Origin of the sequence: Holdemania sp. Marseille-P2844, assembly GCF_900120005.1 — a bacterium.
In the GTDB taxonomy this organism is placed as follows: Bacteria; Bacillota_I; Bacilli_A; order Erysipelotrichales; family Erysipelotrichaceae; genus Holdemania.
Genome location: NZ_LT635454.1, coordinates 489,865 through 502,308 on the forward strand (window position 1 = coordinate 489,865; position 12,444 = coordinate 502,308).

General features: G+C 31.6%; 9 protein-coding genes. 8 read left to right on the forward strand and 1 reads right to left on the reverse strand.

All coding sequences use genetic code 11. The annotated features are described in order from the left end of the window. Positions 1-117: 117 nt before the first annotated feature. Entirely contained in the window at positions 118-1,989 is a 1,872-nt protein-coding gene (locus tag BQ7364_RS17075) for an LTA synthase family protein (protein ID WP_072685980.1), read from the reverse strand. A gap of 363 nt (positions 1,990-2,352) precedes the next feature. Here BQ7364_RS17075 and BQ7364_RS17080 point away from each other — a divergent pair, with 363 nt between their 5' ends. The 8 genes from BQ7364_RS17080 to rfbH all read left to right on the forward strand — a co-directional run bounded on the left by BQ7364_RS17080 (position 2,353) and on the right by rfbH (position 12,406). Continuing rightward, entirely contained in the window at positions 2,353-4,653 is a 2,301-nt protein-coding gene (locus tag BQ7364_RS17080) for a YfhO family protein (RefSeq protein ID WP_072685982.1), read from the forward strand. Positions 4,654-4,699: 46 nt separating this feature from the next. Then, the gene (locus BQ7364_RS17085; RefSeq protein ID WP_072685984.1) at positions 4,700-5,635 is read left to right on the forward strand and encodes a glycosyltransferase family 2 protein; all 936 of its coding nucleotides are present in this window, start codon (positions 4,700-4,702) and stop codon (positions 5,633-5,635) included. Then, positions 5,635-6,045, forward strand: a complete 411-nt coding sequence (locus tag BQ7364_RS17090) for a sugar 3,4-ketoisomerase (protein ID WP_072685986.1) — start codon at positions 5,635-5,637, stop codon at positions 6,043-6,045. Before BQ7364_RS17085 ends, BQ7364_RS17090 begins: the two co-directional genes overlap by 1 nt. Further along, the gene (locus tag BQ7364_RS17095) at positions 6,042-7,136 is read left to right on the forward strand and encodes a DegT/DnrJ/EryC1/StrS family aminotransferase (protein ID WP_072685988.1); all 1,095 of its coding nucleotides are present in this window, start codon (positions 6,042-6,044) and stop codon (positions 7,134-7,136) included. Before BQ7364_RS17090 ends, BQ7364_RS17095 begins: the two co-directional genes overlap by 4 nt. A gap of 182 nt (positions 7,137-7,318) precedes the next feature. Next, positions 7,319-9,235, forward strand: a complete 1,917-nt coding sequence (locus BQ7364_RS17100; RefSeq protein ID WP_139248679.1) for an MFS transporter — start codon at positions 7,319-7,321, stop codon at positions 9,233-9,235. 5 nt (positions 9,236-9,240) lie between these two features. Further along, entirely contained in the window at positions 9,241-10,014 is a 774-nt protein-coding gene (gene rfbF, locus BQ7364_RS17105) for a glucose-1-phosphate cytidylyltransferase (protein ID WP_006059955.1), read from the forward strand. Beyond that, the gene (gene rfbG / locus BQ7364_RS17110) at positions 9,996-11,060 is read left to right on the forward strand and encodes a CDP-glucose 4,6-dehydratase (protein ID WP_072685992.1); all 1,065 of its coding nucleotides are present in this window, start codon (positions 9,996-9,998) and stop codon (positions 11,058-11,060) included. Before rfbF ends, rfbG begins: the two co-directional genes overlap by 19 nt. 2 nt (positions 11,061-11,062) lie before the next feature. Next, positions 11,063-12,406, forward strand: coding sequence for a lipopolysaccharide biosynthesis protein RfbH (gene rfbH / locus BQ7364_RS17115; protein ID WP_139248680.1), 1,344 nt, complete (start codon positions 11,063-11,065; stop codon positions 12,404-12,406). Positions 12,407-12,444: the final 38 nt, after the last annotated feature.

Sequence of the window (12,444 nt, forward strand, 5' to 3'; positions counted from 1 at the left end):
TATTAACTCAACCATCGCAGATTTTGGTATAAATGAATTACTAGTTTATAAATATATTTTCTTTAATACTGATGTTGAGTTTACAGCAGGGTAATGGAAGTTCGCTTTTTAAATTTTTTAATTCTTTTCAGCGAAATAATCAGATGTTAGAATATTCTGACTAATTTGGATTTCTTCGAAAACTTTGTTATTTATTTCTTCTATTTCATCATCAGTTATAGATGGATCTAGTTTAATGACTGTTCCTTTCGTTGCATTATAATAGGCTTGATCATTAAGCCAGGAGCGATCTTCAAAGATAACAAGTCCATCTTTATCTGATAATGCATCACGACCAGTGATGAGATGACCGTTTAAGTTTATATCAAACAAATTACATAAAGTTGGCATAATATCATATGTTGAGGTCACTGTTTCGATAGTTGTACTATTCTCTAAACTTGGAGTCCAAATGATGAATGGAACTTTATAAATTTCATAGTCATTTTTAAGGTCAGTGAATAATTCTTTTGTCGCGGATTTTGTTAACCCATAAGGATAATGGTCTCCATAGACAGCGATAACAGTGTTTTCGAGTTGACCGGTTTTTGTAAGATCTTCAATTAAAATTTCCAATCCACTATCAAGCGTTTTCTGTGCTGCTAGATAACAAAGTGCTTCTGTAGAATACTTTTCACCAGCTTCACCATGGAGAACGATAGTTTGCCAAAGATCATATTCCAATTCATAACGTTCACGAACATAAGGTACATGCCCAGAAACACTAATAAAGAAATCAAAGAATGGTTCAGTAGCATTTTCATTTGTCGCTTCCAGAGCCTTAGTGAAAAGTTCACGATCATGAATCCAGTTATAAGCCTCTACAAATTCTGGACGCTTTTCTAAATTAAGATCAACCCAATCATAGAGGTAGGTAAATCCGTAGGTGTAATGCAAAGTTTCACGATTATAAAATTCCTTTTTGAAAGAATGAAATGAGTTAGCTGAATATCCTATTTCTCGAAATAATTGAGGAAGTGCGCTTGGGAAAGTATTTTCATAAAAATCATAAGCAAGCGGACCATTGTCAATAGAAGGAATTTGGGAAGTAAGACTGATGAATTCACTATCCGCTGTAGCAGATTGATATACTGGTGCATAATGGTTATCAAAATTGATTCCTTGCGTTTTCATCATGTATAAGGTAGGAGTCAGTTCTTCGTCAATAACAATTGTGGATAAAGATTCACATAAGATAAGAATTAAATTTTTACCTTTAAATATCCCTGTATAATCATTAGGTTCTGAAACATATCCATGTTCTTCTATATAAAGATCAATCATTGTTTTTTGTTCGTCAGTATTTTCTATTTTATGATTCAGAGTTAACTGTGCATCTTTAATGGTGTATGAATACAAGCCTAGTCGATCAATGGCTCTGACTTTATTGTAAAGTGTATGGTAAAGGTACGAATCACTCTCACTTTTCTTGATATTCTCCGGGTAATTTGAGAATGTTAAGAAAAGGCAGACAATACTTAATATACATAAAAAACTTGAAATACATATTCTTAGAATATAATTATATTTATATTGCTTTCCTTTAAATAAATTAACAAGAATAAAAGGGATTAGAGGCAAAAAATATCCAAAGAGATCTAATGTTAATTTTCCGGTAGCTTCATTTTTCACTTGGAAAAATTCTTTTAGAATACTAGCTTTAGAAAAAGAAAAGAAAGTAGAGAAATAATTATAATGGAGATTTTGACAAAAGCAAAGTAAGGCCATCGTACTTATCAAAATTATTCCATAAGTTAATCTCATTTTTCGCCCCATGAGAAACATAAAGGAACTTAATAAAATAGCAATAAAAATATTTACAAAAATTATTTTAGCGTTAGCTGAGGACATACCCAATTGATTACGAAAGTAATAATCAAAAAATAAGACAGAGAAGAAAAAGATTAAAATATCAATGTTGCTTAATAAATGCTTTTTTATTTTTTTCATTATTATCACCTGTTAATTATTATAAGCAAAATTAAGAACAAATAAAAGTATGAATAAGTTTTTCTAATATATTTTATAATCACAAACGATTTTAATTATACTAAAAGGGCGTGACTGAGTCATATTACATCGAGAAATCTAATTGAAATGATATTTTTATCATAATCCTGTAAATATTGTGTTTGCTAAAAACATTCGTATTATGCTGGAGTATTTAAAGTAAGAATTCATTGCCAATAAGGAATTAGAATAAGGAATGGAGTTTTATTGCATAACACCATGTAAAAAAAATATTTAAGAATTTTTATCATAGTTAGTTGCTGAATTATAAGATATAATGGATCAGTGTCAATGGAGGTTTTTATGCTAAAAAAATATAAGTACCCGCTTTTACTTGCAGGAGCAGTAACTCTAATCTGTGGATGTATGTTTTTACCTAATTTGCTAGCGCACATACCGGTAACATATGGTACAGACTTAAAACCTGAACAGTTTTTCTTTAATATGGAATTTACCAATTTAATGAATCAATTCTTTACCAAAGGAACCTTACCTTTTTATTCGTGGAGCATGTTTTTAGGTACTAATTTCTTTGCTTCGCAAACCTTTTATATTATGGGCGATCCTTTTACTTGGGCAAGTTTGCTATTTCAAAATCTTAATTTCTTTGATAGAACTTTGTTATTAGAAATTGGAAAATTCTTCATCAGTGCATTTTCAATGTTTTATTTGTTAAGAACGATGAAAATCTCAGAGAAAGTTAGTTTCTTCGGAGGCTTATGTTATGCGTTTAGTGGATGGGCTATATTCTTTAGTGGACAATTAATGTTTCATTCTTTTTATTGTCTCGTGCCACTTTATTTCTGTGGTATAGAAAAATATCTTATTACTGGGAAGAAAATGCAGTTTCTTTTGATTACTGCTATTTTACTAAGTTCACATTGGTATTTCTTTTATACATTATCATTTTTAACACCTTTCTTTTATATTTATCGTTATAGTCAGATAAAGTTTAATTTTAGTAAATTTATACCAGATACTTTGAAGTTAATTGGAATTTATTTAATTGGAGTAATGATGGCTGGAATCGTATTAGTTCCAACAATTAGTTATATGAGCGGAAATAATCGAATTGGATTAAATATTTCATTATTATTTCAAGATCCGCAGGTCTATTTACACTTTCTTGCTTCTATGTTTGTTCCAAATTATCAATACATTTATGGCGTAAACGTATTTGAAACAAACTGGCATGTAACACGTGAAATTTGTATATGGGCAGGAAGTTTAACTGCATTGCTTGTTTGTCAGGTATTTTGTATAACTGATAAATCATATCAAAGGAAAACTTTGTTATTTTATCTATGTCTAATTATTCTAGCAATCTTTCCGATTGGAGATGCAGCGTTACACGGATTTAGTGAACCTTCGTTCAGATGGACTTTTTTGTTAACTTTATTTAATATAATTACAGCCTGTTATCTCTTTGATCATTTAGAAATTATAAATATCAAAAAAATATATCCAATAGCTACTCTTATAGCTGCTTTTTGCATCGTTATTGTTCCTTTATCTGCAATAATAGAAGGCAAATTTAACATTGTTTTTAATGAATATGGTTCGCAAATTATTTTGTTTGCTGGGTGTGCTATATTAATTTTTGTTTTTGCGTTTTTGCTAAAGCGCAGAGCAATTAATGCGTTGCTTATTTTGTCTGTTTTGGAATTTGCATTATCAGGAGGGATTCATTATATTCGTAAAATGGATACTTCAGAAAGAGGAAGTTATGCTTTTGCGAATGAGGTAACCCATGTATTGCAAGATGAAGATCAAGGATTAAATAATTATCTAGATTATTTAGATCCAGAAAATTATACTGAATATTATAGAATTTACGTACCACATAACTCGTTATATTGGAATTATAGTCATAATATGTCCATAGCTTATCAATTAAATGGATTGATGATTTATGACTCGACTTATTCACCATCAATCAACAAACTTGCGGAACTTGCTCCAGAAATCAGGGAGTTTAACTCAGGAATGATTTTTAATATTAAGAATGGTGACTTAATGAAGTTTTTGAATGTTAAATATGCGTTAGTGTTAAATTCTAAAGAACTTCCTTTCGGAGTTAATTGGGAATTAATTCAAGATGACTATCGAGGAAGTATTTCAATATATGAAAACAAAGACTTCAGACCGTTGGGAACTACTTATAATTCTGCATTAACTTATGAAGAATTTATGCAAACTAATCAAAGCCTCTATGAATTGAATAACATAGTAATATGTAATAATGAAAATCTTGAAGAAATAAAGGCACTTGTTAAACGTGATACGAAATCCGAATTAAATAACATTCAATATGGAGGAAATCAGCTTACGGGCGACATAAAATCTGATAATGGAGGATTTATGGTCATAACATTACCTTATGATGAAGGATGGAAAATCCTGGTTAATGAGAATGAAGTGAAAAAATATGAAGTTAATGGCGGCTTTATAGGAATACCAATTAATCAGGGGGAAAATCATATTGAGATGTATTTCGTACCAAAAGGATTTAAGTTTGGTTTGATAATGAGTGTTATTGGAAGTATTATGGCTACGGTTTTATTCATTTTTAGCATAAAAGAAAGAAAAAAGTCCAGTATATAGAGGACTTTTTTGCTATAATAAATTAGTATCACAAGAGGAGTTAAATATGTCAAAAGTATCTATAGTTATTCCGTGCTATTTCAATGAACTGAATATAGCTGAGACTTATAAAGTATTAGTTCGTGATGTTTTTGAAAAAAGAAAAGATATTGAATTTGAAATTGTATTTGTTGATGATGGATCAAGAGATAAAACATTAGATGAATTAAAGAAAGTTCAAACATATGATAATCATGTGAAAATTGTTAAACTTTCTCGTAATTTTGGAGAATTCCGTGCGATAGTTGCTGGCATGAGTCAAGCTACTGGCGATGCGATTGCTGTGATGAGTGCAGATTTACAAGATCCTCCTTATTTAATTACAGAAATGATTCAATATTGGCAGCAAGGCGAGAAAGTAGTCATTGCAGCCAGAAATAAACGCGATGAGCCTTGGATAAAGAACTTCTTCGCTAATACTTATTATCGTATTGTAAGAAAGTTGGTTATTGCTGATTATCCTAAGCAGGGCTTTGATTTCTTTTTGATGGATAAGAGTGTAGCAGAGATTTTGGTTAATATGCAGGAAAAGAACTCTTCGATTTACGTTCAATTGATTTGGACTGGATTTAACCCAAAAGTTATAGAGTACACGAGACAAGCAAGAGAAAAAGGAAAATCAATGTGGTCCTATAAAAAAAGAATTGATCTTTTTATCGATACTTTTATTGTTTTCTCACATACTCCAATTCGTTGGATTAGTGGATTAGGTTTTCTAATGAGCATAAGTGGCTTTGTTTCAGCTTTGCTTCTAGTTTATGATAAATTGGTTCATGGGTCAGATGTTGCTGGATGGACATCTTTAATGGTTGTTGTCTTGGTGCTGGCGGGAGTACAAATGATTATGCTTGGAATTATCGGTGAGTATATGTGGAGAAATCTTGATGAATCTAGAAAACGCCCTTTATACATCATAGATGAAATAATTGAGGATAAAAAGTAATGAAGAATGTTTATTTGCAAGCTTTTAAGGCCCATGGCAGTGCGAATGATGGTTATCTTAGCGCAATAGAAAGAAATACAGGACTTCCGTTCGATATCCGAAGAGTTTATACTGTGATTAATACTCAAGAGGGAAATGTTAGAGGTTATCACGCACATAAAAGTTTATTTCAAATATTTTTTGCTTTAAGCGGAAAAATTGTTGTCCACTGCGAAGATATAAATGGTAATCAAGAGTGCTTTGAACTCAACGATCCTCATGTAGGGCTTGTGTGTGGTCCTCAAATCTGGCATACGTTAACTTATCATGATAATGCAATATTGATGGTATTAGCCAGCGAAGGCTATGATGAATCTGATTATATAAGAGAATATGATACATTTAAGATGTTGAAAGAAGGAAATTTATGAAAATAGAAAATAATCAATTACTTCCGCAATATTTGAAATTTAAAAACGAATATCTAAAAAAGGTCGAGGAGGTTTTAGATAGCGGATGGTATGTGCTCGGTAATGAAGTGAAGTGTTTTGAAGAAGAATTTGCTGAATATAATCAATCAAAATATTGTGTAGGTGTAGCCAGTGGACTTGATGCTTTGATTTTAGCTTTTGAAGCGCTTCATTTGAATCCTGGAGATGAAGTTATTGCGCCAGCAAATACATATATAGCTTCAATTATGGGATTTACCAGAAATGGCTTAGTGCCTAAATTTGTTGAACCTGACCAATATTATAATTTGGATCCTTCGAAGATTGCAGCCGCTATAGGACCTAAGACAAAAGCAATTTGTGTTGTTCATTTGTACGGACAGATAGCAAATATGCCGGAAATAATGAAGATTGCAAGAAAATATAATCTTAAAGTTATTGAGGATTGCGCACAATCTCATGGTGCTTCTATTAATGGGAAGAAATGTGGCACCTGGGGTGATGTAGGTTGTTTTAGCTTCTATCCAACCAAAAATCTCGGCGGTTTCGGCGATGGGGGCGCCATTATTACAGATAATAAAGACATTGCTGAAGAAGTTAGAATGATGAGAAATTATGGTTCTAAAAAAACATATTATTTTGAAAAAGTAGGTTATAATTCTCGACTGGATGAACTTCAAGCTGGGCTATTGCGGGTTAAATTAAAACATTTAGATGAACTTACTGCTGAAAGAAAAAAAGATGCTTTAAGATATTTAACCGAAATCAAAAATCCTAAAATTAAATTACCTAAGATGCAGTTTGGTGAGTTAGGTCATGTATTTCATTTGTTTGTAATTGAAGTAGAAGATCGAGATAAATTCATGCGATATTGTGAAAATCATGAAATAGGTTTAAAGATTCATTATCCACAGCCCCCACATCTAAGCGAAGCATATCGAGATTTGGGTTACAAAAATGGTGATTTCCCAATTACTGAAATGATGGCTGATCATATAGTTTCTATACCTTTGTACAATGGGATAAATCTATCTCAAATGAAATACATTATTGAATGTTTAAATAATTACTAACGAATAAGTTGGCTTAGAAAGGAATAAATATATATTATTTAGTGTAATTGACAATGAGAATTTATATATTATCAGCTATAGTGTTATTAGTCTTATCGTTTTTGCTTGGATCGGTCATAGTTGATTATTGCGGGCTAAGAAAGTATGGATTCCGATTCACCGCTCCATTCGGTTTTTTTGTTATGATCGCTTTATTGCAGGTTTGTTATTACCCTATTCAAATAACACACGGAGATTCACGGCTGATTCATTTTTCCACAATGTTAGTTTTTTTCCTTATTGTGATGCTGGCAATAATAAGGAGAAATAGTATAGTGATACAAATAAAGCAATTGATAAAGAATAAGAAACAAATATTATTTTTATTATTCATAATGCTTTTATGTTTTGTGTTTTACTATAAAACGGAGATTTCGTTAAGAACAGATGATCTGACATTTTATGTACCTTATATTTCTGGAAATATTCATACTGAACATTTAACGGTATACAATGTTCAGTATGATTATCAAGGGTATTATCATTTCATAGCATCGATTATATTTTTACTAGAAAAGTTGAATACAATCAGATTTAATTACGATTATCTTCCTATCGGAGCAATTACTTGGATAATGGCGATTTTGTTTTACTTTTTGTTAACGGAAATAATGATCGATATTTACAATATAATGAATAAAAATACAGATAATCACCGCTTAAATCTTTTTCTTCTGTTAATACTTGTTATCTATAATTTTAGTTTTGCTTGGTATCTATCTCAGCCTTATTATGGTAATACGATGCGCAGAATAAATGTTATTTTGTTAATCCCATTATGTGGGATTATTTCAAAAGATCACAATTTAAAAATAACAGCCTTAGTATCGTTGCTCTTTGGTTCTTTAATTTCTTTTACTTCTACAGGTTTCTTTTTTAGCGCAATGATAATTTATTGTTTATTATTATATTTTATGAATTCGAAGAGTAAAAACTATATAGAACAAATTGCTTTAATCTCAATTTTTCCAGCAATTTTTATGGTTTTATTTATAAAAAGTAAATTGATTTCTATTTTTGTAATTTTATTATATTTAGTTTATTTCGTTTTTAAAATATTTCATATACTCCCTTATATCGAAAAATATTTGAATAAATTTTCAGCATATTTTTTTATTGGCGTACCCATGCTCTTTACTATCGTGCCTTTTTTACCTTTTTACGTAAAAAGGAAATTTAATTCTGGTAGTTTTGAACTTGAAAATTATAATTTTTTTGATCCCCATGCTTTTGAATCTGTACCAAACTATTTAAATTTTTCAGTTTATAATGTTTCAAGTTTCATTAGAAATTTCTTTTTCTTATTAATTTGGTTGGCGGTTATTTACTTTTTATATAATTCTTATAAAAAAAGTAAATTATCGTTCCTTCCTTTTTATCTTTTTACAATGTTTTTAACTTTTTTTAACCCGTTAGTATTTCAATTCGTTGCTGATAATATAACAAATGTAGTATATTTTAGGATCTATGATTTAATATTTAACTCGTTTACTCTATTTGCTTTGTTTTACTATTTGATTAAAGATTTAAAAAAACCTATGTTAATTGGCGTATTGCTTTTAATTTTTGTGATCAATGAATTAACATTTAATCCTGTTTGGTGGTCAATATTCTCTAAAAAAGATGAAGATTTTAACCCTTTGTATCACACAAGCAACAAGGAAATAGAAGTTTTAGAAGAGTTCACTGAAAAGTTTTTAAGCCCTAGTGATAAACCGATTATTATTGCTTCGCAAATATATAGTACTGAATCACTGACAACTGCCAACTTAAAGAATACAATAAAAAATTTTGCTGATTTGGATGGAATGATTAAATTTAATGACTTTGATCATCAATTTCAAAGAGTTTTTTATCGCAGATCTCCTGCTGTGGAAGATATTGGTGCTGATTATTTAAAAGCTTGCGAATTTGCAAAAGAAAAAGATGTAGAATATGTTATACTAGACGCACAGTATAATTGGGAATTAGAAACAGGTATCGGTTATTGTGGGGAAAAATTATTCGAAATGCATAATTATCGTATTTTTAAAATGCACTATGACTGGTTAAAGGAGTGAATTAAATGAAAGTCGTAATTTTAGCAGGTGGGTATGGAACACGGATCAGTGAAGAATCTCATTTAAAGCCAAAACCGATGATTGAAATTGGGGGAAAACCAATTATGTGGCATATTATGAAATATTATAGTCATTTTGGTTTTCATGATTTTGTGATTTGCTGTGGTTATAAAGGTTATGTAATTAAAGAATTCTTTGCTGACTACTTTCTCCATAATTCAGACATCACATTTGATTTGCAGAACAATAAACTGGAAATCCATAATAACAGTTCAGAGCCTTGGAAAGTAACCTGTGTAGATACCGGTTTGAATACAATGACAGGCGGAAGAATTAAACGAATTCAAAAGTTTATTGGCAATGAGTCGTTTCTGATGACCTATGGAGATGGTGTTAGTGATGTAGATATCACTTCATTACTTGAATGCCATAGAAAAGCGAGAAAAACTGTGACTTTAACTGCAGTTCGCCCGGGAGGTAGATTCGGAGCACTTGAATTATCTGAATCTAATGAAATTCGATCTTTCAAGGAAAAGAATATTGATGATGGTGGATGGATTAATGGCGGATTTATGGTGATAGAGCCACAGATATTTGATTATCTTAATGGAGATTCTTGTGTTTTTGAAAGGGAGCCTTTGGAAGCTTTAGCAAATCAAGGACAGTTACAAGCTTATAAACATTATGGATTTTGGCAATGCATGGATACGATGAATGATAAGAATAAATTAGAGAAACTTCTAGAAAAAGAGGAAGCACCATGGAAAGTATGGGATTGATGAAATCATTTTACAAAGGGAAAAAAGTTTTAGTTACCGGACATACTGGCTTTAAGGGAAGCTGGCTATGCAGTATTCTTTTAGAATGTGGCGCAGAAATATGTGGTATTGGATTGCAGCCTAATACAGATCCCTCATTATTTAATTTATTAGATTTAGAAAATCGTATTCAGTCGCATATTTTAGATATTCGGGATCTTCAAAACGTTAAAAGGATTTTTGATGAATTTAAACCAGAAATTGTCTTTCACTTAGCAGCTCAGCCCTTGGTCATTGATTCCTATAAAAATCCAGTTTACACCTTCGATGTTAACGTTATTGGAACTGTTAATATTTTGGAATGTATTCGATTAAATCCTTGTGTGAAATCGTTCGTTAATGTGACCACAGATAAAGTTTATGAGAATCAGGAACAAGAAAGTTACGGTTACGTTGAAACTGATAGATTGAATGGCTATGATCCTTATTCTAATAGTAAATCTTGTTCAGAGCTGGTTACCGCGTCATACTGTAAATCGTTTTTTAGTGATCGAAATTTAGCTGTTTCAACATGCCGGGCAGGAAATGTTATCGGAGGCGGAGATTTCTCGGAGAATCGAATAGTTCCTGATTGTATAAAATACACTGTAAAAAATATACCAATTATTGTTAGGAACCCAAATTCAGTCCGGCCATATCAACATGTTTTGGAAGCAGATATGTTCTATTTAATGTTGGCTATGAAACAATATAATAATAAAAGCTATGCAGGAAATTATAATATTGGGCCAGATGATAGCGATTGTGTAACAACAAGTCAGCTTTGTGAGCTGTTTTGTCATTTTTGGGAAGGTGCTAAATGGAAAGCAACGGACTATCAAGGGCCGCATGAAGCTAATTTTCTAAAATTAAATTGTGAAAAAGCAAAAAGTATTTTAAAATGGTATCCACGCTGGCATGTGGCTGAGGCTGTAAAGAAGACTATAGAATGGTCAAAAGTATTTGTAAATAACGGAGATCTTAAAGAAATTACAAGTCATCAAATTTTAGAATATATGGAGGAATGATTATGAATTCAATGTCAGAAGATAAGAAGCAAATATTAGAATTAGTAAAAGAGTACTACAATCATCATCATAAAGACACTGATGAGTATAGCGAAGGAGATCGAATTGCTTATGCAGGACGAGTTTATGATGAAGAAGAAATGGTTAATCTGGTTGATAGTGCTTTAGATTTCTGGCTTACATCGGGCAGATACTGCGCACAATTCGAAAAAGATTTTTCAAAGTTCTTGGGGGTTAAGCATTGTTTGTTAACGAATTCAGGTTCATCCTCAAATTTGATTGCATTTATGACGCTGACCTCTCCATTATTGAAAGAAAGACAAATCAAGCGTGGAGACGAGATAATCACGGTTGCAGCTGGTTTTCCTACGACGATCTCTCCTATCTTGCAGTATGGGGCTATTCCGGTCTTTGTAGATGTTACTATCCCTACCTATAATATTGATGTTAGTCAATTGGAAGCCGCTGTTAGTGAGAAAACAAAGGCTGTTATGATAGCACATACGTTAGGAAACCCGTTTGATTTAGAGAAAGTAAAAGCATTCTGTGATAAATATAATCTCTGGTTGATTGAGGACAATTGTGATGCATTAGGATCAACTTATTACCTTAATGGGGAAGAAAAACTAACAGGAACCATTGGCGATATTGGAACATCTAGCTTTTATCCGCCTCATCATATGACAATGGGCGAAGGGGGAGCTGTTTATACTAATAATGCTTTGCTTTATAAAATAGCTTTGTCGTTTAGAGATTGGGGTAGAGACTGTATCTGTCCAAGCGGACATGATAACTTCTGCGGGCATCGTTATGATGGGCAATACGGATTATTGCCAAAAGGCTATGATCATAAATATGTTTATTCACACTTTGGATATAATCTGAAAGCGACAGAGATGCAAGCTTCGATAGGGGTTGCCCAGCTAAAGAAACTTAATGAATTTACAAAACAACGCCGAGAGAATTTTGAGTATTTGAAAGATAATTTGAAAGATCTTGAATCTTATTTGATTCTTCCTGAAGCTACGGTAAATTCAAATCCTTCGTGGTTTGGCTTTCTTATAACAGTGAAAGAAGGCGTGGATAGAAACGAACTTGTTCAATTTATCGAATCAAATAATATTCAAACAAGAATGTTATTTGCAGGGAATATGATTAAACATCCATGTTTTGACCAGTTACGAGAACAACAATCGGGATATCGAGTTGTTGGTGATTTAAAAAATACGGATCACATTATGGAAAACACATTTTGGATTGGTGTTTCACCGAAAATGAATAAGCAAAAGTTGGATTTTATGAGCAAAATTATTCATAATTATTTTAGTAAACGAGAAGAGCGCTGATCTCTTCTCGTTTTCATAAGGGAGAATGACTTTTATTC

Excerpts from the sequence above, each read along its gene's own strand:
- BQ7364_RS17075 (WP_072685980.1), bottom strand. The coding sequence starts at position 1,989 with ATGAAAAAAATAAAAAAGCATTTATTAAGCAACATTGATATTTTAATC.
- BQ7364_RS17085 (WP_072685984.1), top strand. The coding sequence starts at position 4,700 with ATGTCAAAAGTATCTATAGTTATTCCGTGCTATTTCAATGAACTGAAT.
- BQ7364_RS17100 (WP_139248679.1), top strand. The coding sequence starts at position 7,319 with ATGATCGCTTTATTGCAGGTTTGTTATTACCCTATTCAAATAACACAC.
- BQ7364_RS17095 (WP_072685988.1), top strand. The coding sequence starts at position 6,042 with ATGAAAATAGAAAATAATCAATTACTTCCGCAATATTTGAAATTTAAA.
- BQ7364_RS17080 (WP_072685982.1), top strand. The coding sequence starts at position 2,353 with ATGCTAAAAAAATATAAGTACCCGCTTTTACTTGCAGGAGCAGTAACT.
- BQ7364_RS17090 (WP_072685986.1), top strand. The coding sequence starts at position 5,635 with ATGAAGAATGTTTATTTGCAAGCTTTTAAGGCCCATGGCAGTGCGAAT.
- rfbH (WP_139248680.1), top strand. The coding sequence starts at position 11,063 with ATGAATTCAATGTCAGAAGATAAGAAGCAAATATTAGAATTAGTAAAA.
- rfbG (WP_072685992.1), top strand. The coding sequence starts at position 9,996 with ATGGAAAGTATGGGATTGATGAAATCATTTTACAAAGGGAAAAAAGTT.
- rfbF (WP_006059955.1), top strand. The coding sequence starts at position 9,241 with ATGAAAGTCGTAATTTTAGCAGGTGGGTATGGAACACGGATCAGTGAA.